This is a genomic window from Gemmata sp. SH-PL17, assembly GCF_001610855.1.
In the GTDB taxonomy this organism is placed as follows: domain Bacteria; phylum Planctomycetota; class Planctomycetia; order Gemmatales; family Gemmataceae; genus Gemmata; species Gemmata massiliana.
Window position 1 is genome coordinate 2,324,806 of record NZ_CP011271.1, and the last position, 19,479, is coordinate 2,344,284.

Consider the following 19,479-nt stretch of genomic DNA (forward strand, 5'->3'; position numbering starts at 1 on the left):
TACAAGTTCGTACCGTTCCCGGAGCACGCAATTGGCTCCGGGAACGGTGGTGTTGGTTACTTGCCCTTCGTGTACTTGGCCGGGTCCGCGTTGAACTCGTCACGGCACCCGCTGCAGCACACGTAGTAGGTCTTGCCGTTGTAACTGACGGCGATGTTGGCCGAGCCGCCCGAGACGATGCACTCGGGCTTCTTGGGGCCGCCCGCCACGACGCCGTCTTTGTTGCCCTGCATCGCGTGGACCGCGGAGAACAGCCCCTTCCCGCCGTCCTGCTTCTCGTACTTCATCACGAACCGTTCGCCCTCGGCGACGGTGTTCAGCGTGAGGCGGTACACGTCGTTGGTTTTGGCGTCCTTGCGCTCCAGTTTCAGCGCGCCTTTCGCGTAGTCGCCCTCGAACGTCTGGGCGGCCTCACCCTTCGCGGCCGGGGTGAGCGCGAGCGCGTACTTCTTCTTTTCCAGGATGTACTTCAACTCGCCGGTGCTGAAAAACTTACCCTTCCCGTCGGCGAACGACACGACGATCCAGGCGTCGCCGTCCTTGAACTTCCAACCCCAACTCACCTTCTCCTTCCACGCCTCGGTCTTCGCGCCGACCTTCTGCGTGCCCTCTAGGTTCCACAACCCGATGAAGTCCTGGACTTCTTGAAGGGCTTTCTTCGACTTGGCCTGGTCTTCCGGTTTGGCCTTCTTGTCCGGCTGCGCGCTGCCGTGGAGCGCGGTCAGCCCGAGCCCGCACGCGGCGAGCGCGGCGATGTACGTTACCCGTTGAAACATCGTAAAAGTTCCTCTCGGAGGGGTGAGTAGGCGGGGTGATGCGGAACCGGACTCTATTTCGACGCCTGTTCGGGCGGTTCGGTTCCGCATCATCATTCCTAAGTCATAAACTCGCGCTCCGCCACTGAATACCGGGAGCAACGCGGCGCAATAGATGTGAGAGATGCAATGGCGACTGAGAGAGTGCGGATGCGAGGACGAGTGGGAGGCACTCGCGGAAGGTTGTGGGAGTTCGCCAGGGGTTGCGCTAACGCTCCACCCCTGGCTACACGCTGTCGCCCCAGACGGGGCTAGAAAACCCGATCTTTTGTCTGATCCGCGTAATCAGCGTTATCCGCGGCTCTTTTTCTGTTTCTACAAGAGAGGGCGCGGGCGAGACGACATTCCGCGGCTCACTTCGCGCTGTTCGCGGCCAGTTTTTCCTTCCTCACATGGTCTCGCATCGGCTGGACCATTTGTTCGAGGTCGCCGGCCATGATCGAGTCGAGCCGGTACGCGGTGAACTCGATGCGGTGATCGGTGCAGCGGTTCTGCGGGTAGTTGTACGTGCGGATGCGGGCGTTCCGGTCGCCGGTGCCGATCAGCGACTTGCGCATGTCGGACCGTTCCCGGTGGAGCTTCTCCTGCTGCCGCTCGAACAGGCGCGACCGCAGAATACGCATCGCCTGCTCGTAGTTCTTGCCCTGGCTGCGACCGTCCTGGCACTTCACTTCCATCTCGTCGGGAGTGCCCTTCCTGTACCAGATGCGGACCGCGCTCTCGGTCTTATTGACGTGCTGACCGCCCGCGCCGCCGGCCCGCATCCGCTCCCACTCGATGTCCGCGGCCTCGTTGATGACGACCTGCGCCTCTTCCGGCTCGGGCATCACCGCGACTGTCGCGGCGGACGTGTGGATGCGCCCCTGCGTTTCCGTGGCCGGGACGCGCTGGACCCGGTGCCCGCCGGACTCGTAGCGCAGGAACTGGTACACGTCGTCGCCGGACACACTGAACGTGATTTCTTTGAACCCGCCCGCTTCGCCGGGGCTGAACGCGAGTTCTTCGAGCTTCCAGCCCTTCTCGCGCACGTACCGGGTGTACATTTCGTACAGGTTGCCCGCGAACAGCGCGGCCTCATCGCCCCCGGTTCCGGCCCGGATTTCGACGATCAGGTTCGAGAAGTCCTCGGACGGGTCGACCAGGAGCTGGTCTTCGATCTTCGCGTGGAGCGCGTCGCGCTTCGGGCGCAGTTCGGCGAGTTCCTCGTCCGCCATCGCCTTCAGGTCGGGATCAGCGGCCATCGCTTCCGCGTCCGCGATAGCGGTGCAGAGATTCTTGTATTCGATGTACGGTTCAACGATTTTGGCGAGCGCCCCGCGCTCTTTGCTAATGGCCGCGGCCTTCGCCGGGTCACTGGCAATTACGGGGTCGTAGAGTTGCTGTTCGAGGTCGCGGTAGCGCGTGAGTTGCGTTTCGAGTACGGGAAACATGGGTCGTGTTTGGTTCTAAGTGTGTGATGGGGTTCGAGAAACGCGCGGACTCGGCCCGGGGCGCTAAAGCGGCCCCAGGTCGTAAGCGGCACGGTTCTGCGAAGTACCCGTCACAAGCACTCTCCGGGGCGCCAAACACCGCGAAGTGATTACTTCCCTTCGGCCGGCTTCTTGTAGCCAGCAGCGGTCTTTTTGTACTTGTCGTTGAACTTCTGAACGCGGCCGGTGGTGTCGAGCAGCTTCATCTTACCCGTGAAGAACGGGTGGCTGGCGCTGGAGATTTCCAGTTTGTACAGCGGGTACTCGTTGCCGTCTGCCCACTTGATCGTGTCGTTGGTTTGAACGCACGATTGCGACAGGAAGGAGTAGTTCGCGGCGGCGTCTTGGAACACGACCGGCCGGTAATTGGGGTGAATGCCCTTCTTCATGACTCAGCTCCGCGGATCTCGGTTAGGCTAGTTAGGATAGGAATTCGATCGCGGCGCGACAACTCGACCGGCAAAACAGAACCTACCCCCTATCTCCCTCCCTAAAGGGAAGGGGAGAAAGAACCTACCCCCGTCCCCCTCCCTAAAGGGAAGGGGTGCAGGCCGTTCATAGTCAACCGACCTGGTACTAAACTCAGAGATTTCGCGTGCCTGCACCCTTCCCTTTAGGGGGGTTCTGCCCGATTACCCCATTTCGACCCCCAACAGCGTGAAATCGTCGGCGTGGCGCACGTGCTGAAGTAGGTCGCGTGCAATCGCATCCACGAAGTCGGAGCCGGTTGCGGTTTGGTGCTTTACGACTATTTCGAGTAAACGGTCCGGACCGCCGGGACCGGGATCGCCGGTGGGCCGCATCCCGTCGGTGCCGATCACGAGCCGGTCGCCCGGGTTGAGGGTGTCGGACCGGACCGGATAAGTGGCGTCCGCGGAGCCCAGGAACGGTCCCGGCACTGCCCACACCTCTGGCGCCCCGGTCGCGGGGACGTAAACCGGAGCCGGAAGCCCGGCGCGGGCAATCGTTAGGGCGCCGGTTCCTGTATGCAGCACGCCGGCCAGCATCGCGACGAGCGGCAAATCGTCGCCCGCGTTTAGCTCGATCAGCAGCCGGTTGACGGCGTTGAGTACCTCGTTCGGCGGCACGATGCGGTATCCGCGGTCCGAAATCTCTTTCATTACCGCGGACCGCTGAACGAACGCGCCGAGCAACCCGCCCGAAGCCGCACCGGTGCCGACCACGTCCCCCACGAGGAACCCGACATGGTGCTCGTCGAGGCGCTGCACGTTATAGAAATCCCCTCCCGAACGACTGCGTGGGCGGTAGCAGACGTGGAACCGCGCCGCGCCGACTTGCGGGAACGAGCGCGGCAGAAACGTCGCGCGAACCCGGCGGGCCATTTCCTGTTCGCGTTCGAGTTGCGCGAGCGCCTTTTTTAACTGATCGCCGAGCAACCGCGCCTCCGCGGCGCGCACCGCCACTCGCGCCGCGGTCGATTGCGTTCGGGCCAGTGCGCGGAGTTGCGCCACGAACGCGCCCGGTTCGATCGGGCGCGTCAGCACCACATCAGCACCCGCATCCAACCCGACCGCGACCTGTTCTGGTGCCGCGACCCACAATACCGGTACGATCTGGTCGCCGAGTTCGGCCCGCCAGCGCCGGGTTTGCGCCGCGGCCACGTCCGTTCGCGCGCCCGCGTCGATGAGCGCAACTACGATCGGGTCGAAATCCACCGCCGGCGCGGACCCGAGAGAGTGCTCGGCGACCACGAACCCCGCGGACGCGACCAGTGCTCGGAGGTTGTCGCCCCCGGTCCGACCGGGGGAGTAGCTCAGCAACACAGTGGCGGGGGTGGGCATCGGCGCGTTTCGTGTTTGGTGTTTCGGCTTTGGTGTTTACTATTGGGTTGTCGGGTTTTGGGTGCGCGTTCGGCCCCGGGCCGCGGTTCAGCCAAATACTCCACACACACACTAAACGCGAACCGCCACACACTGCAACCGAGGGTTGTCCCCGTGCCCGTCCAGATGGAACTCCGTCGGATCATCATCAGTGAGACGGTGGAACACCAAATCGTCGTTCTGAAGGAAGTGGACGGCGAGCGCAACTTCCCCATTGTCATCGGTATCTTCGAGGCCACGAGCATCGACCGCCGCGTGAAGGGCATTCAGGCCCCGCGCCCGCTCACGCACGACCTCATCACCGCCGTGGTGGAGCAAATGGGCGGCGAGATCCAGGACATCGTCATCAGCGACTTGAAGGAGCACACGTACTTCGCCCGGCTCCGCGTCCGCAAGGACGGCGAGCTGATCGAAGTGGACTGCCGGCCCAGCGACGCGATCGCGGTCGCGGTGGCCAACCGCGTGCCGATTTACGTGAACGAGGCCGTTCTCGGCGAAGCGCTGGAAGAGTAGGGGCGCCGCTCGTTGCCGCGCAGTTCCAAGGGACCGGCGCGGCCGGTGTTGATTCCCAATATAGAGCAGAAGAGTTTTGACAGGATTAACAGGATCGACAGTCTTTAAAAGACAACTTCGTGTTTGGTCTTGATCCGGTTGGTCCTGTTAATCCTGTCAAAACTCTTCTTGTTTTCGCATTTCACTCGCTGGTCGACTGGAGCTCAATACCACTGGGCGCGTCCAGGGCCGTTTAATTCTCGCGCAAGTCGTTATTCTTCAGGCAAGCGGTCCCGATATTCGGGCCTTCCGCGTTGAACTTGCGCGAGAACTAAACGACCTGACGACCTGCCCACAACTTTGTTCGTCCTTGACAACGAGCTGCGATTAATTACGATTTGAATTTTTTGTCGCGCTTCGTCGAGCAAGAGCCCAGCCATGAAGCCTTTTGGAATCGCCGTTCTGTGTGTCGGCTTACTCTCCGCTTCAATTTTTGCCCAACCTCGAGGAGGCGGCGGTGGTGGTGGTTTTAACCCCGGAGGCGGCGGGGGCCGCCCGAACCCGGGCGGCGGAGGTGGCTTCAACCCGGGTGGGCGCCCGAACCCGGGCGGCGGGTTCAACCCCGGGAACCCTGGAAACCCCGGCGGGTTCAACCCCGGAGCCCCCGGTGGAGGTTCGGCGGGTGGTAATCGGCCGGGCGTGTTCAACCCGTCCGCCGGTGGGTTCAAAACGGGCGGCGCGCCCCCGCAACCGACCGCGCCGCTTCAGGTGCGGAACCCGTTCTCGAACTCGAACTCGCGCGTCGTGCCCGCGGGCACCGTGATCCAGGTTTCCAACCCCAATCTTCCGAAGTTCGGCGGCGGTTCGGCGCCCGAATTCAACCAGGCCCGCGAGTACGCTCGGGCCGGGCGCACGGCCGAACTGACTAGCTACCTCAACACCCACACCCAAACCAACAACAACAACCTGCCGGGCCTGTTCTCGGCCGTGAACGCGCTGCACGGGGTCGAGAACCCGGCGTACACCCAGCTCCGCACCACGACGCTCCAGCTCGCACAAAAGCAAATCAGCGCGGGCGCGAACCAACCGATGCCGTTCGTGGTTGTGGCGCAAATGTCGCTCCAGGATCAGAACTCGCAGAAGTTCAACGAAGCGACGCGCGCCCTCATGCAGAAGTTCCCGGACAGCGAATACGCGCACTTCTTCCAGGGCGTCCAGCACCTCCAGAACCGCGACTTCAAACAGGCCGAAGAGTCCCTGCAGCGGGCGCGGGAGCTCGGCATGCCGGAGGAGAGCATCGCGGAACTCATGCGGGTCGCGATCGACAACCAAAAGTGGATCTGGGAGTACGCGGAGGTCGTTGGGATCGCGGTCGCGGCGTGGCTGGTCGGCCTGTTCGCGCTCTTTCTGGTCGGCAAAGTGTTCTCGCGCCGCACCCTCGCGAACCTGCACCGGAACCCCGAAGGAACGACCGGCGACGGGTGGCAGCGGGCGCTGTACCGGCGCGTCATCGCACTGGCGGGGCTGTACTACTACCTGTCGCTCCCGATGGTCGTGGTCGTTTCAATCGCGGTCCCGCTCGCCCTCGGGTACGCGGTGCTCATGGTGCCCTATGTGAACATCCTCCTCGTTGCGGCCATTCTCCTCGTCGGCGCGGGCGGGGTCGTCACCGCGATCAGCGGCGTCCGGACCGCGTTCCTGCGGGTCCGGACGTTTGAAGCGGGGCGCAACGTCAGCGAGGCCGAGCTCCCGGAACTCTGGGCGCTGGTACGGGACGTCGCCGACAACGTGGGCACCCGCCCCATCGACGAGATTCGGCTGGTGTGGTCGACGGATGTGTGCGTCTTTGAAAAGGGGAGCTGGCGCGCGCGGCGCCGGGACCGCGCCCGGCGGGTTCTCGTACTGGGACTCGGCGCGCTGTACGGAATGAAACTGGACGCCCTGAAAGCGATCCTCGCGCACGAGTACGGGCACTTCCAGAACCGCGACACCGCCGGCGGCGATATCGCGCTGCGCGTCAACTTGGCGATGAACAACTTCGCCCAGGCGATCGTGACCCGCGGCACGATCCGCTGGTGGGACCTCGCGGTCCACTTCCTGCGCCTGTACCACTCCATCCTCCGGCAGCTGACGTTCGGCGCCAGTCGGCTGCAAGAGGTCTACGCCGACCGGCTCGCGGTTCGGTTGTACGGCGCGGCGGCCTTTCGCGAGGGGCTGACCCACGTCATCCGGCGCTCCGTCGAGTACCAGTGGGCGCTGAACAAGACCGTGGACAACGCGATCAAGACCGGAACCCCCGCGGTCGCGTTTTTCGATAACTCCTTGGTTCCCGAACTCCAGGAGCGCGAGCAGATCGAAACCGCCGTTGCCGAGATCCTGTCTCGCGCCACCGACGCCAAGGACTCGCACCCCAGTCCGAGGGACCGGTTCCAACTCGCCGCGCGGATCGATCCGGACCTGCGGGGGTGTTCCGACGAGGACACCTGGCCGCTGATCGCCACAAACGCGAGCCTCGTCACCGAGATGAACCAGGGCATCGCAACGATCGTCCGGATCGAGTCGGACACGATCCTCGGGCACATCAAGAACGGCATCGAGCTGATGAGTACCGTTCTCCGGCGGCAGTTCGAGCCGAACGCCCTGCTCGAGCGCGCGCGGCTCCACATGAGCCTCGGGGACTACGAGCACGCGATCGCCGACTTCACGCTCCTCCAGAACGCGATCCCGGGCGAAGTTCGGATCCGCTACTTCCTCGCGACCGCGCTTAAGAAGAGCCAGAAATACCACCAGGCGATTGTGCAGTTCGAGGCGATCGTCGCCGGATCGGGCCGGGACGCCCACGGTCCGTTCTCCCGCGACTCCACGCTCGGCGCAGAGGACTACGTTGTTTTCCTTGTCGCCCTTGCGGAATGCCTGACGAAAATCGGCGACTATCAAGCCGCGCACGCTCGGTACAGCGAAGCGCTTGAGTGGCGCGGCTCTTCGCTAGCGGCGCTCGTCGGGCGCGCCAACGCCTCCGCTGCGCTCGGGGACCATGAACAGGCGCAGACCGATCGCGAGGCCGTCCTGAAGGAATGGCCGAGCAGTTCCGCCGGCACGAGCGTCGTAGCGGTGCCGAGCGGGCCACGCGGGTGAGCGGGGCCGAGCGTGGGCTCAGTAGCCTCTCACCGCGACGCGCTGGTGGTGACCTATTTGCGCGGCATATGTTTGGCGGGATACGCCACCCATTCCGACATTGACCACACGTGATCCGCTAAACCGGCGGCCATTGCGGGCGTTCGTTTCTGCCACCGACCGCGTTCGCCCTTGACCCGGAGGGCCCGCACGGGCCAGCCGAAGTTGTAACTGAAGTAGCGGAACACGGTCGCGGCCCGATGGGTGTCCCAATCCTTCGAGAGCGCATAGGTCTTGCGCGCCTTGCGGCGGCACCGGTTCCGGTCCGTCCCGTTGTGGCGCCCCACGACGCTCGTGTTCACCACCCGCCCGACGGCGGACGCGGCCACGGCGAGGGCCACCGCCGCCGCCGTCCCGAGCACCACGCGCGTGCTCGCCCGCACCACCCGGTTGTTCTCCTTCTCCTTGTGAACGGTCGCGCACGTGACCGCCGGCGGAACCGCCACGTGCGGGTTCCGGGGCCGACCCGGGCGACCGGCCCGCGGCGGCGCGACCACGTGCCCGTAGGCGCCCCGGATGGGCTCCGCGTACACGGGGTACTCGTCGGACGTCATCCGCCGCATCACCCGACCGCCGGTCCGCGGGCGGAAGTCCCGGACCCGCGCGTGGGGCGCGTCGGCGGTCCGCTTGCCGACCACCGGGCTCACCACCAACCGGGTCTCGGGGTCGAGGGCCACGTGGTCCCCGCCGTCCCCTTGTCGGGGGCATCGCCGGCACAGTTCTTCTGCTTCCTGCCGACGAGCGCCCACGTCTCGTCGAACGGGAGCTCCGCGGTGTTCGGGGGAAAAAGGGACCAACTCGTCGTGCCGTTGTGCGGCGTGGTCGCCGGCCCGTCGGGTGTACCGGGCGACGGTGCCCGGGTGGGCGCGGATCCGCCGAGCCGTCTTGCGGGTGCCGATCCCTTCGGCCACGTGAGCCCGAACCGCGGTCACCTTCTCCGCCGAGAGCCGCGCGTCGAACCGGGGCGTGCCCTTGCGCTCGGAGACGCGCGCCTTGCCGGTTCGACAGCGGAGCATCCGGCGGACCTTACCCGGCCCGTACCGGGAGGTCACGGTCCGGTTCCCGTGACCACGCTTCCCGTGGTCCGGGCCGCGCGGGTTCAGACCGCAGAACGGCCCCAGGTCGTCCATGATCGCCCCCGTGACCCCGGATTGACGGGAGTCGCTCTACGGCAACCCATCTTGCTCGTGCAGCGCAAATAGGGCACCACCCGGATCGCCAACAACTCCAAAAACGAGGTGGATGTGATCGGGCATAATCGCCAAGGCGTCGATTGACCGATTGCGGACTCGGGCCGTTTCATGGATCTGAGCAGCAACGGCGCCAGCTTGTTCCAACGTGAGGTACACCGAGGTGTCGGTTAACTGCTCCTGTGCCCAATCTGCGAGAGCGGGCATTGACGGGCCGGTGATTTCCCCTGTTTGGTTGTCCGTTACCCGATTCCCGGCGGTCGTGACGTAGTTCCCCACGAAACCCGATTGCCCCGGGAACCAAGTCCCGTATGTGCGCCAGGTAAAGAACCAGTACCTGTCCATACGGTACTCGCTGCTCGCCACCCGCTCGGTTACCCTCGCGGTTCGCCAAAAACGAACGGGGCTGTTGAGCTTTCGGAGATTCGGACAGGCACCGACTCGTGACCTCGCAGTTCGTCAAGAAGCTCAGGCGAACCGCGAGGGCAACCGAGCGGGTGGAGAGCAGACAGACCTCACGGTTTCCAACCACCTCACTTCTTCGGCGGTTCCGGAGGCTTCGGAGCCACCTTCATTTCGTCTTTCAGCAAATCCTCGACCTGTTGCACGCGGTCGGGTTGGTCCTTACGGACTTTCTCGACGTGAGCGGCAGCGGCGGTGTTCTTTGGATCGGCCCAGCTCGCGGCCAGCGCGAACTTCAGGATCGCCCGCCGGTTGATCGGCAGCGTGTTGTGCGACTCCTTGTCCGCCAGCTTCAGCACCGCGTCGTTCAGTTCCCACGCCTTCCACTTGCGCAGGTCGTCGATGGGCATGTCCGCGATGTCCGGGTGGTCGAGCAATGCCGACATACCATCGAGCAACTGTTTGCGCGTCAGCACGTCCGGGCGGTACTCCCAGAAGAACCGCAGCGTCTTCAGTGCCGAGTGCTTGATGAGGAACTCTTTGTCCTTGTCCGCGACCAGCTTCATCAGGTAGTCGTACCCATTCTTCTTGTCGAGCAGGATGTAACCCATCAGCAGGCCGTCCAAACCACTGCTGGATTTGCTCTCGGGCGCGTCAATGAGGGCGCGAACCTCTTTCGCGTACTCGGCCTTCCCGGAGTGCCCGACGAGCATGCCGTACAACCCCAGGCGCGAGGACCGCGTGTTCGGGTCTTTCAGCCACTTCATGAGCGTCTCGAACGGGAGCTTCGGCGCCAGTTCTTTCACCTCTTGGTACGTGGCGACTGCGAACTCGTTGTACGCATCGCCGCTGATTTCGATCTCGTTCGATTCGAGGTAGTCGAAGAAGTACCGGAGCCGGGTCGTGACGTCCTTCTGCTTCACGGCCAGCGCGCCCTTCACGTACTCGGGCAGCTTGCTGTCGGTGCCCACCACCACGCCGCGGTACGGGTCCACGTCGCCGTTCACGACGTTGAAGAACACCATGTACTTGAACGGCTTCGGGTCCGGCGGAACGAACCGCGGGATGGTGAACACCTTTTTGTCCTTCACCAGCGCGTGCTCCTTTACGACGGAGTCGATGGTGATGTCCGTGGTGCCCTTCGTCGAACCCGGATCTTTGGGATCCGGCTTCGCGTTGCTGAGCGTGCCGTAAAGGATGAAGTCCGCTTGCGCGACCTCGTTGGTGAGCGTCTGACCGGAGGGCGGGCCGCACCCGGGGCACGCGGCCGCCGGTGGGGTGAACGAGAGGCACACGACCGCCGCCAGCGCGGTCGGAACCAAGCAGCGAAGTAACATGGGAGTCTCCGAAGACGTTTTCTCAACCGCGCCGGCATGGGTACGGGCGAGAAGCACACCGACATTATTCCGATTCGCTCCGCCCCGCCAAAGCCGCAATCCCGCACGCGGACAAGAATATCACGGCGTTAGACTGCGTTCGAGTTCGGTCAGGCGCTGCTCCACGAGCGCGAGCGCGGGCCGAATCTGATCGGGGAGGGCCTGACGGATGGCGTCGAGGTAGAACCGCGCTTTGCCCGCAGTCTTCCGGCGCCCGCCCGGGGAGAGGTGCTTGGAGTCGCTGAGGTTATCGTACAGATCGGCCAGCTTGAGTGCCTTCACTTGCCAGTCGGCCGTCGCGAGTTCCTTCGCGTAAACGGCTTCGCGCTCGTCGTGCGGCAATCGCATGTCCTTCGTGAGCGCGGCCACCCATTTGGCCACGTCCGCACCGAAGCGCTCGATGATGTCGTCACAGTCGATTGTGGTGTCTTCGATCGTGTCGTGCAGCAGCGCCGCGGCGAGCATTTTGGGGTCGTCGAAACCAAAGGTGTGCCGCACCACGAGGCACACGCGGAACACGTGACTGACGTAGGGTGTCTGGTTATCTTTGCGCTTCTGGTGCTGGTGCGCCCGTGCCGCGAGCGCGGCCGCCTCGAACGGCATATCGGCAAGAGGAATGGTGGTTGACATGAGGGGATTGTAGCAAAGTGAAGAACCTAACCCCCCAACCCCCTTCCCTGAGAAGGAAGGGGGAGCCGGACAACGCCCCCCTTCCTTCTTAGGGAAGGGGGTTAGGGGGTTAGGTGCCTTTTGGCCTTCTTCACAACTTCACGCCGCACGCCCGCTGATTTCGCACAATAACTTCCCTTCCACATCTCTACACGCACGAGGTCGAAACATGCGTGGGCAATCGCTGTTAGCGGTCGGGATAGTCCTGACTGCGTGCGTCGGGCTGTTCGCGGTCGATCCGCCTGCAAAAAGCGAGCAGAAGGCGGAATCAAAGCCCCTGGAACGGGTACTGCCGGGGTTGCGGCGCGACGGGTCGGTGCAGCTCCCGAACCAGTGGTCGTTGCGGCCCGCGGGCCGGCACATCGAGGCCGGCGACTTCCCGGTTAACATCGCCATTCACCCGACCGGCGAGTTCGCCGCGGTGTTGTGCGCCGGGTTCGGGCCGCACGAGATCCTCGTCATCGACCTCAACCCGGAGCGCACCCGGGTGTTGTCCCGCGTCCAGATTCACCAGGCGTTCTACGGCCTCACCTGGAGCGTCGACGGGAAGCAGATCTACGCGAGCGGCGGTGAAGACGAAGTCGTTCACGTCTTCGATTTCGACAAGGGCTTCCTGACGAAAGGCAAGCCGCTCGACGTGAGCGTGCCGAAGCGCAAGGGCGTGGTCGGCGGGCTGGCGTTCGACCCCACGGGCAAGGATCTGTTCGCCGCGGTGCCGTGGGCGGACGCGGTGGTCCGCGTGCCGCTCGTGAACCCGGACAACAAGAAGGTGATCTCGTTCAACCCGGAACAGTTCAAGAAAGAGCCAAACAAGGGCGAGCCGCCCAGTCCACCGGACGGCCGCAAGGAAGAGAAAACGAACGCGAAAGCCCAGGACGAGCCGGAAGGCGCCAGCGACCCGCAAGTGTACCCGTATGCGTGCCTCGTGGAACCGGGCGGTAAGCGGTGCTTCGTCAGTCTGTGGGCGCGGGCCAGTATCGCGGTGATCGATCTCGAAAAGAACCAGGTCGTCGCGACGTGGGCCGCCGCCGAGCACCCAACGGAAATGGTGCTCGCGCCGAAGGGCGACGCTCTTTACGTCGCGTGCGCGAACTCCACGAAGGTGAGCGTGATCGACCCGGCGACCGGTAAGGGGCTCCAGACGATCAACTGTGCCCTCTACCCGAACGCGCCCAACGGGAACACGCCGAACAGTCTCGCGATGACGCCCGACGGCCAGATGCTCTTCGTCGCCAACGCGGACGCGAACAACCTCGGCGTGTTCACCATCGCCGACCGCACGAAGGCCGTGTCGCTCGGGTTCATCCCGACCGGGTGGTACCCGACCAGCGTGCGCTACAACCCGACCGACAAGCAGCTCTACGTTGCCAACGGGAAGGGGCTGTCGTCCAAGGCGAACCGTGGCGGGCCGAACCCGCTCGTTCCCTTCGCGCGCAACCTGAACGAGTACATCGGGCAGTTACTCAAAGGTTCTCTCGCCGTCATGAAGTTGCCCACCCCGGAGCAAATGGCGACGCACAGCAAGACCGCGTACTCGTGCAGTCCGTACCTTCAGGGCGGTGCGGTGCGAGCCGATGCCGTGGAAGCGGGCAACCCGATCCCCAAGAAACTCGGGGACGCCAGCCCGATCAAGTATTGCATCTACATCGTGAAGGAGAACCGCACCTACGATCAGGTGTTCGGGGACATCAAGGAGGGCAACGGCGACGCCTCGCTGTGCCTGTTCCCCGAAGCGGTGACGCCGAATCAGCACAAGCTCGCGAAGCAGTTCGTTCTGCTCGACAACCTGTACGTCGACGGCGAGGTGTCGGCCGACGGTCACGAGTGGACGATGGGCGCCTACGCGACCGACTTCGTAGAGAAGATCTGGCCGCTGAGCTACCGCGGCGGGAAGATTTTCGGCTACCCCAGCGAGGGCGCGAAGGATCTCATCGCCCGGCCGAGCGGCGGGTACTTGTGGGACAAGTGCGCGGAAGCGAAGGTGAGCTACCGCACCTATGGCGAGTGGGTGACCAACGGGAAGCGCAAGCCGGACGGCGGGTTCGAGGACGCCACCCCCTCGGTCCCCGCACTGAAGGGCAAGATCGACCCGAAGTTCCGCGGGTACGACCTCGAATATACCGACGTGAAGCGCGCGGAGCGGTTCATCAGCGAATTGAAGCGTTTCGAGCAAACCGGCGACATGCCGCGCATGCAGGTGATGCGGTTGCCGAACGACCACACGGCCGGGACGAAAGTCGGTTCGCCGACCGTGACCGCAATGGTCGCGGACAACGATCTCGCGGTTGGGATGGTGGTCGAAGCGATCAGCAAGAGCAAGTTTTGGAAGGAAACGGCGATCTTCGTGATCGAGGACGACACGCAGAACGGTCCCGACCACGTGGACGCGCACCGTTCCGTGGCGCTCGTAATTTCGCCGTACACGAAGCGCAAGTTCGTGGACAGCACGCTGTACTCGACCACGAGCATGCTGCGCACGATGGAACTGATCCTCGGCGTGCAGCCCATGAGCCAGTTCGACGCGGCCGCACGGCCCATGTACAACTCGTTCACCGCGAAGCCCGACCTGAGCGACTACACGCACGAGGTGCCGAAAGTGGACCTCAAGGAGAAGAACAAGCCGGGCGGGTTCGGCGCCGCGTGGATGGAGAAGCAGAACCTCGCGAAAGAAGACACACTGGACGATCTGCTGTTCAGCGAGATCATCTGGAAGGCCGTGCGCGGGGCGAAGAGCGCAATGCCACCTCCAGTGCGGGCTGCGTTCTTCGTGCCGCTCAAGGCGGCGAAGAAGGACGATGATGACGACGATAACTGATTCGTCGCTCACGCGGAGCGTTTCCGGGTAGCCAGAGGTGGGACGACAGCGTAACTTCTGGCGCACCGGTACAACGCAACGCGAAGCAAGGACGAATCATGTTTCTCGGGATCGAGATCGGCGGAACGAAGCTCCAACTCGGCTTGGGCCACGGCGACGGACACATCCCCGCGCTGTGGCGCGGAACCGTGAACCCCTCGGAAGGCGGCGAGGGGATTCGCAAGCAAATCATCACCGCTGTGCCCGAACTGTTTGCCAAAGCTAATACCGCCCCCGGCACCTTACAGGGCGTCGGCATCGGCTTCGGCGGGCCAACAGACGACACAAATCAAACCGTCATTAAGTCACACCAAATTACCGGCTGGGATGGGTTCCCGCTCGCAGATTGGGTGAGCGATCTGGTCGGCGTACCCGCTGTGTTGTGCAACGACGCGGACGTCGCCGGGTTGGGCGAAGCGCTGTTCGGCGCGGGGAAGGGGATGTCGCCGATCTTCTACATCACGATCGGCAGTGGTATCGGCGGTGGGCTGATTATCGGCGGCCAGATTTACCGCGGCGTGGGCCGCGGAGCGGCGGAGATCGGGCACACACAAGTTTTGACGACCCAAGCGGATACGGAACCCGCGCTGGTCACACTGGAGTCCGTCGCGTCGGGGTGGGGGATTGCGTCCACGGCGCGCGCCCACCTCGCTCATTCAGACATGTGGGGAACGCGGCTGCGCGAATTGCCGCTCGAAGATATTACGGCGGTCATCATTGCCAACGAAGCGCGCGCCGGCGACACATTCGCCCAACACATCCTGGGATTGGCGCACTGGGCCGTTCAACAAGCGATCCGACAAGTTAGCCTGCTTCTCTGCCCCCGCCGAATCGTGATCGGTGGCGGGGTGTCGCTAATGGGCGAAGAGTTGTTCTTCGCTCCGCTCCGTCAAATGGTCGCGGAGCGCGCGTTCCCGCCGTTCGCCGGGCTGACGGACATCGTGCCCGCGGCGCTGGGCGAAGAGGTGGTCATTCACGGCGCGCTGGCGTTGGCGCGGCAGAAGTTCGGCGGGTAGACTGTGCGAGAAGGAGCGCCGCAATGACCGTCGAGGAATTCTGGGAGTTCGTCCACCGCCCGGAACACGGGCCGCGCTCGTTCCACCTCATCCGCGGCACGGTTGTTGAAGACGCGCGCCCAGAAAGGCCGCACGGCGTTGTTCTTGCCCGGTTCGGCTCATTTCTCGAAGAGTACGCGCAGCACGTCCGCTTTGGGTACGTCGTCACGGCATCCGGTGTGATCCTAGCTCGGAATCCGGCAACCGTTCTGGGACCGGACGTGGCGTTCTTCACAGACGCGAACAAGTTCGAGGACTTGCACCCAAAATGGGGCGACGTTCCGCCCGTTCTTGCGGTGGAAGTTTCGTCACCGAACGACCGCCCCGGACAAATTAACGCGAAGATCCGCGAGTACCTCGCGAACGGCGTGAAAATCGTCTGGCAAGTTGATTACGAAGAGCGCGGGATCACTGTTTACCGCCCGAAACAAGATATGGAAGTCATCGGCGCAGACGGCGAACTCACCGGCGGCGACGATTTGCCGGAACTGGCGATTAAAGTTGCGGACATCTTCAAACTTCCCGGCGAGCGCGGGCTAACACCTCCACCCGCGCCGCCCGCCGCGTAAACTTACCGTATGGTTCGTATCAAAATTTGCGGTGTCACCACCCCCGAGGCCGCACGCGGTGCGGCCGAAGCCGGGGCCGATGCGGTCGGGCTGAACTTCTATCCCCAATCCCCGCGGTTCGTCACTCCCGCACAAGCGGGGGCCATCGTTCGCGCGCTCCCGGCGTTCACGACGCCCGTCGGGGTGTTCGTGGGGATGCCGGTGCGACAGGTGTGTGCGGTCGCGTTCCAGTTGGGGTTGCGCGGGGTGCAGACTTACGACGACCAGCCGCCCGACGCCGATACCTTTCCGTTCGCCCACGTCCCCGCGTTCCGGGTGAAGGATCAGGCCGGATTGGAGCACGTGCGCCGGTTCGTTGATACCGCACGGGCACTCAACCGGGCGCCCGCCGCGGTGCTGATCGACTCGCACGTTCCGGGACAGATGGGCGGCACCGGGCACGTGGCGCCGTGGGATCTCCTGAAAGGGTTCGACGTCGGCGTACCTATCATCCTTGCCGGGGGGCTGACCCCGGAGAACGTTGCGGACGCGATCGCCGTCGTGCGCCCGTGGGGTGTCGACGTTGCCAGCGGCGTCGAAAGTGCGCCCGGCGTAAAAGATCCCGATAAGGTCGCCCTGTTTGTGAAGAACGTGCGAACCGCGTCGGAATCGCTTTTCACTTGACTTGCGGACCGTTTCTCGTTGCGTAAGTATAGTCCGCTCTTACAATATGCGGCGCCAGGACGGCACGCGGCCCACGACCGGACATACCCTACGGAAGCCCGGCATGAGCACCGGATACTGGCTCGGCGTCGACCTCGGCGGAACCAAGATTCTGGCCGGTCTGTTCGACGACGATCTCAAACTACTCGCACGCGCCAAACAACCCACGTCCGCCGCAGGTGGTCCGACCGGGGTTGTCGCCAACATCGTTAAGGCCGTCGACGAGGTCGTGCGCGCGGCGGACATCGACCCCAGCAAGATCCTCGGCATGTGCCTCGGTATCCCGGGGCAGATCGAGTTGGGCAGCACCCGAGTGAAGTTCGCGCCTAACCTCGACTGGCGCGACGTGGACGTGAAGCCACTCCTGCCCGAGTCGTGGCACTGGCCGATCATCGTCGAGAACGACGTGCGCATGGGCACATACGGCGAGTTCGCGCATGGTGCGGCGAAGGGCGCCCGACACGTCCTCGGTGTGTTCGTCGGCACCGGTGTCGGCGGGGGGATGATCCTCAACGGCGAACTGTTCACCGGGTTTAACGGCAACGCGGGCGAGATCGGGCACCTGATCGTTCACTGGCGCCGGGGGACCGAACTCGAAGGCATCGCCGGCCGCAAGTACATGATGAAGCGCGCGAAAGAGATTCTGGACGACGCCCCCAAGCGCGTGCGGAAGGAATGGAAGGGCGTGGATCTGGCCGGCGTTCGCAGTTCGCAACTCGCGGAATACTACCAGAAAGACGACCCGGTCGCGGTGCAACTGGTGGACGACGCGGCCCGCGCGCTCGGTGCCGCCCTCGGCGGCCTGGTGAACTTCATCAGCCCGCAAGTGATCGTGGTCGGCGGGGGCGTAACGGGCGCGCTCGGCGACACGTTCATCGAGCGCATCTGGGAAATCGCCCAGCGGTACGCTCTGCCCGGCGCCGCCAACGGTGTGAAGTGCGTCTCGGCGCAACTCGGGGACGATTCCGGTATCGTCGGCTGTGCGGCTTACGCCAAAGCTCACTTGCCCGCAGCGCCGGCCGTGCCCGCCGAACCCTCACCGGCCGAAGTGGTGCAGAGCGAAGCGATCTGACTTCCCCCCCCTACCTTGGATTGGAAGCGGGGTACGCCCCGCGCAAGCTCGCATGAACGCAGACTGGCGCACCCGATACGATCTGGCCGTCAACGCGGCCCACAAAGCTGGCGACCTCGCCCGCACCTACTACGAAACCACGTTCGAGGTCGAGCACAAGTCCGACAGCAGCCCGGTCACAATCGCCGACAAGTCCGCCGAAAAGCTGATCCGCGAGGCCGTGTCCGCGGCGTTCCCGGCGGACGGGTTCCTGGGCGAAGAGTTCGGCAACCAGCCCGGCACGAGTGGGTTCCGGTGGATCATCGATCCCATCGACGGGACCAAGTCGTTCATTCGCCACGTGCCCATCTGGGCCACGCTCATCGGGCTTGAATATCAGGGCGAGCAGATCGGCGGCGTGGTGTACATTCCGGTGTTCGGGATGACCTACCGGGCGCTCCGCGGGGACGGTGCGTACCACAACGAGCGCCGCATCCGCGTGTCGGACGTGTCCACGCTCGCGGACGCCTCGCTGTGCTATTCGAGCATGGGGTGGTTCTCGCGCGCCGGGCGCGAGAAGGTGTTCCACGACCTGTACGGCAAGACCAAGCGCCAGCGCGGGCACGGGGACTTTTACGGCTTCGTGCTCGTCGCCGAGGGCGCCGCGGACATCATGCTCGAACACGGCGTGAACCCCTGGGACGTGGCCGCGACCAAGCCCATCGTCGAAGAGGCCGGCGGCGCGTTCACCGACTGGAACGGCGTCCCGACCATTCACACGCCCGACGTGCTCGCGACCAACGGGAAACTGCACGCGACCGTGGTTGAAATGCTGCGCGGGTAGTGGTCAATATCTGGTCAGGTACCCCGAAATTCGGACCGGGGTTCTTGAAACGTTACGAAATACAAAGCACCAAACGCACGCCACCGGTTGCCGTCCGGACACTTCCGCAGAACAATAGGTAAGATAGGTTCCCGCCGTAGCCGCCCAATTCCCCTTTCCCAATCTGGAGTTGCCCCGAATGCAACGGTTCGTCTTTTCCGCGCTGTTCGCCGCGGCCGTGTTCGTCGGCCCCGGGAGCGCGGTGAGCGCCCAAGAATGGGCGACGATCAAGGGCCAAGTCGTTTTCCCGAAGGACAAGGAACTGCCCAAGCGCGCGACGCTCAACGTCACCCAGGACAAGGATCACTGCACCAGCAAGGGCGACCTGCTCGACGAGTCGATCCTCGTGAACGCGAAGAACAAGGGCATCAAGAATGTGGTTGTGTTCCTGCGTCCCGACGATACCGACCTGAAGGTCGAGTTCCCGAAGAACAAGATCCACCCGGACGACGCGAAGCGGAAGCCCGGTGAACTGGTCATCGATCAGCCGTGCTGCCTGTTCGGGCCGCGCGTCTCGGTCGCCCGCGTCGGCGACAAGCTGGTGGTGAAGAACTCCGCCCCGGTCGCGCACAACTTCTTCTGGGACACCGCCAACAACGGCACCCACAACAAGACCATCCCGAAGCAAGAAGAGTGGAAGCTCCCCGATCCGCTGGTGAAGGAAAACACCCCGATCCAGTACAAGTGCACCATTCACGGCTGGATGACGGGCTACGTCCGCATCTTCGATCACCCGTACTACGCGATCACCGACGAGGACGGGAAGTTCGAGATCAAGAACGCACCGGTCGGGAAGTACCGGCTCGTGTACTGGCACGAGAACGGCGTCCGCGGCGGCGCCAAGGGGCGCGCCGGTGAACAGGTCGAGATCGCCGGCCCGACGACCGAAGTGAAGACGGTCGAGTTCGACGTCAGCCCGAAGTAAACGCGCTGGTTT

17 protein-coding genes are annotated in these 19,479 nt (G+C 64.1%); 9 read left to right on the plus strand and 8 right to left on the minus strand.

Translation table 11 applies throughout. The features are described from left to right. Window positions 1-56: 56 nt before the first annotated feature. The 4 genes from VT84_RS09735 to VT84_RS09750 form a co-directional block, all read right to left on the minus strand. Window positions 57-776 carry a YHS domain-containing protein gene (locus VT84_RS09735; RefSeq protein WP_157469372.1) on the minus strand — a complete coding sequence of 240 codons (720 nt, stop codon included), beginning with the start codon at window positions 774-776 and terminating at the stop codon, window positions 57-59. Between the two features lie 392 nt (window positions 777-1,168). Next, window positions 1,169-2,245, minus strand: coding sequence for a peptide chain release factor 1 (gene prfA, locus VT84_RS09740; protein ID WP_082839393.1), 1,077 nt, complete (start codon window positions 2,243-2,245; stop codon window positions 1,169-1,171). A 149-nt stretch (window positions 2,246-2,394) separates the two neighbouring features. After that, window positions 2,395-2,673 (minus strand): type B 50S ribosomal protein L31, encoded by a 279-nt coding sequence (locus VT84_RS09745; protein WP_052559994.1) that lies wholly within the window; start codon window positions 2,671-2,673, stop codon window positions 2,395-2,397. A gap of 243 nt (window positions 2,674-2,916) precedes the next feature. After that, window positions 2,917-4,086 (minus strand): PP2C family protein-serine/threonine phosphatase, encoded by a 1,170-nt coding sequence (locus VT84_RS09750; protein ID WP_082839394.1) that lies wholly within the window; start codon window positions 4,084-4,086, stop codon window positions 2,917-2,919. 165 nt (window positions 4,087-4,251) lie between these two features. On the opposite strand from VT84_RS09750, the gene VT84_RS09755 reads away from it, so the two are divergent. Next, complete coding sequence (locus tag VT84_RS09755; protein WP_052559991.1) at window positions 4,252-4,638, plus strand: bifunctional nuclease family protein; 387 nt, start codon at window positions 4,252-4,254, stop codon at window positions 4,636-4,638. Window positions 4,639-5,055: 417 nt separating this feature from the next. Continuing rightward, entirely contained in the window at window positions 5,056-7,752 is a 2,697-nt protein-coding gene (locus tag VT84_RS09760) for a M48 family metalloprotease (protein WP_157469374.1), read from the plus strand. Window positions 7,753-7,805: 53 nt separating this feature from the next. Here the strand turns inward: VT84_RS09760 and VT84_RS40680 are convergent, their stop codons facing one another. The 4 genes from VT84_RS40680 to VT84_RS09785 all read right to left on the minus strand — a co-directional run bounded on the left by VT84_RS40680 (window position 7,806) and on the right by VT84_RS09785 (window position 11,389). Continuing rightward, complete coding sequence (locus tag VT84_RS40680; RefSeq protein ID WP_239465762.1) at window positions 7,806-8,921, minus strand: hypothetical protein; 1,116 nt, start codon at window positions 8,919-8,921, stop codon at window positions 7,806-7,808. A gap of 36 nt (window positions 8,922-8,957) precedes the next feature. Then, window positions 8,958-9,326, minus strand: coding sequence for a hypothetical protein (locus VT84_RS09775; protein WP_082839396.1), 369 nt, complete (start codon window positions 9,324-9,326; stop codon window positions 8,958-8,960). Between the two features lie 188 nt (window positions 9,327-9,514). Then, a complete protein-coding gene (locus VT84_RS09780; RefSeq protein WP_082839397.1) occupies window positions 9,515-10,720 on the minus strand; it encodes a hypothetical protein in 1,206 nt (401 codons plus the stop codon). 120 nt (window positions 10,721-10,840) lie between these two features. Further along, a complete protein-coding gene (locus VT84_RS09785; RefSeq protein ID WP_082839398.1) occupies window positions 10,841-11,389 on the minus strand; it encodes an HD domain-containing protein in 549 nt (182 codons plus the stop codon). A gap of 208 nt (window positions 11,390-11,597) precedes the next feature. Between VT84_RS09785 and VT84_RS09790 the strand changes: the two genes are divergently transcribed. The 7 genes from VT84_RS09790 (at window position 11,598) to VT84_RS09820 (ending at window position 19,467) form a co-directional block, all read left to right on the plus strand. Continuing rightward, window positions 11,598-14,243, plus strand: coding sequence for a bifunctional YncE family protein/alkaline phosphatase family protein (locus VT84_RS09790; RefSeq protein ID WP_082839399.1), 2,646 nt, complete (start codon window positions 11,598-11,600; stop codon window positions 14,241-14,243). A gap of 98 nt (window positions 14,244-14,341) precedes the next feature. Further along, complete coding sequence (locus VT84_RS09795; RefSeq protein WP_082839400.1) at window positions 14,342-15,298, plus strand: ROK family protein; 957 nt, start codon at window positions 14,342-14,344, stop codon at window positions 15,296-15,298. A 23-nt stretch (window positions 15,299-15,321) separates the two neighbouring features. Beyond that, window positions 15,322-15,906, plus strand: coding sequence for a Uma2 family endonuclease (locus VT84_RS09800; protein ID WP_082839401.1), 585 nt, complete (start codon window positions 15,322-15,324; stop codon window positions 15,904-15,906). A gap of 9 nt (window positions 15,907-15,915) precedes the next feature. Beyond that, window positions 15,916-16,569, plus strand: coding sequence for a phosphoribosylanthranilate isomerase (locus tag VT84_RS09805; protein ID WP_052559978.1), 654 nt, complete (start codon window positions 15,916-15,918; stop codon window positions 16,567-16,569). A gap of 103 nt (window positions 16,570-16,672) precedes the next feature. Then, window positions 16,673-17,680 (plus strand): ROK family protein, encoded by a 1,008-nt coding sequence (locus VT84_RS09810; protein ID WP_082839402.1) that lies wholly within the window; start codon window positions 16,673-16,675, stop codon window positions 17,678-17,680. Between the two features lie 52 nt (window positions 17,681-17,732). Then, on the plus strand, window positions 17,733-18,503 hold the full coding sequence (locus VT84_RS09815; protein ID WP_052559975.1) for an inositol monophosphatase family protein: 771 nt from the start codon (window positions 17,733-17,735) through the stop codon (window positions 18,501-18,503). 178 nt (window positions 18,504-18,681) lie between these two features. After that, the gene (locus VT84_RS09820) at window positions 18,682-19,467 is read left to right on the plus strand and encodes a hypothetical protein (protein WP_082839403.1); all 786 of its coding nucleotides are present in this window, start codon (window positions 18,682-18,684) and stop codon (window positions 19,465-19,467) included. Window positions 19,468-19,479: the final 12 nt, after the last annotated feature.

Excerpts from the sequence above, each read along its gene's own strand:
- VT84_RS09735 (WP_157469372.1), bottom strand. The coding sequence starts at position 776 with ATGTTTCAACGGGTAACGTACATCGCCGCGCTCGCCGCGTGCGGGCTC.
- prfA (WP_082839393.1), bottom strand. The coding sequence starts at position 2,245 with ATGTTTCCCGTACTCGAAACGCAACTCACGCGCTACCGCGACCTCGAA.
- VT84_RS09745 (WP_052559994.1), bottom strand. The coding sequence starts at position 2,673 with ATGAAGAAGGGCATTCACCCCAATTACCGGCCGGTCGTGTTCCAAGAC.
- VT84_RS09750 (WP_082839394.1), bottom strand. The coding sequence starts at position 4,086 with ATGCCCACCCCCGCCACTGTGTTGCTGAGCTACTCCCCCGGTCGGACC.
- VT84_RS09755 (WP_052559991.1), top strand. The coding sequence starts at position 4,252 with ATGGAACTCCGTCGGATCATCATCAGTGAGACGGTGGAACACCAAATC.
- VT84_RS09760 (WP_157469374.1), top strand. The coding sequence starts at position 5,056 with ATGAAGCCTTTTGGAATCGCCGTTCTGTGTGTCGGCTTACTCTCCGCT.
- VT84_RS40680 (WP_239465762.1), bottom strand. The coding sequence starts at position 8,921 with ATGGACGACCTGGGGCCGTTCTGCGGTCTGAACCCGCGCGGCCCGGAC.
- VT84_RS09775 (WP_082839396.1), bottom strand. The coding sequence starts at position 9,326 with ATGGACAGGTACTGGTTCTTTACCTGGCGCACATACGGGACTTGGTTC.
- VT84_RS09780 (WP_082839397.1), bottom strand. The coding sequence starts at position 10,720 with ATGTTACTTCGCTGCTTGGTTCCGACCGCGCTGGCGGCGGTCGTGTGC.
- VT84_RS09785 (WP_082839398.1), bottom strand. The coding sequence starts at position 11,389 with ATGTCAACCACCATTCCTCTTGCCGATATGCCGTTCGAGGCGGCCGCG.
- VT84_RS09790 (WP_082839399.1), top strand. The coding sequence starts at position 11,598 with ATGCGTGGGCAATCGCTGTTAGCGGTCGGGATAGTCCTGACTGCGTGC.
- VT84_RS09795 (WP_082839400.1), top strand. The coding sequence starts at position 14,342 with ATGTTTCTCGGGATCGAGATCGGCGGAACGAAGCTCCAACTCGGCTTG.
- VT84_RS09800 (WP_082839401.1), top strand. The coding sequence starts at position 15,322 with ATGACCGTCGAGGAATTCTGGGAGTTCGTCCACCGCCCGGAACACGGG.
- VT84_RS09805 (WP_052559978.1), top strand. The coding sequence starts at position 15,916 with ATGGTTCGTATCAAAATTTGCGGTGTCACCACCCCCGAGGCCGCACGC.
- VT84_RS09810 (WP_082839402.1), top strand. The coding sequence starts at position 16,673 with ATGAGCACCGGATACTGGCTCGGCGTCGACCTCGGCGGAACCAAGATT.
- VT84_RS09815 (WP_052559975.1), top strand. The coding sequence starts at position 17,733 with ATGAACGCAGACTGGCGCACCCGATACGATCTGGCCGTCAACGCGGCC.
- VT84_RS09820 (WP_082839403.1), top strand. The coding sequence starts at position 18,682 with ATGCAACGGTTCGTCTTTTCCGCGCTGTTCGCCGCGGCCGTGTTCGTC.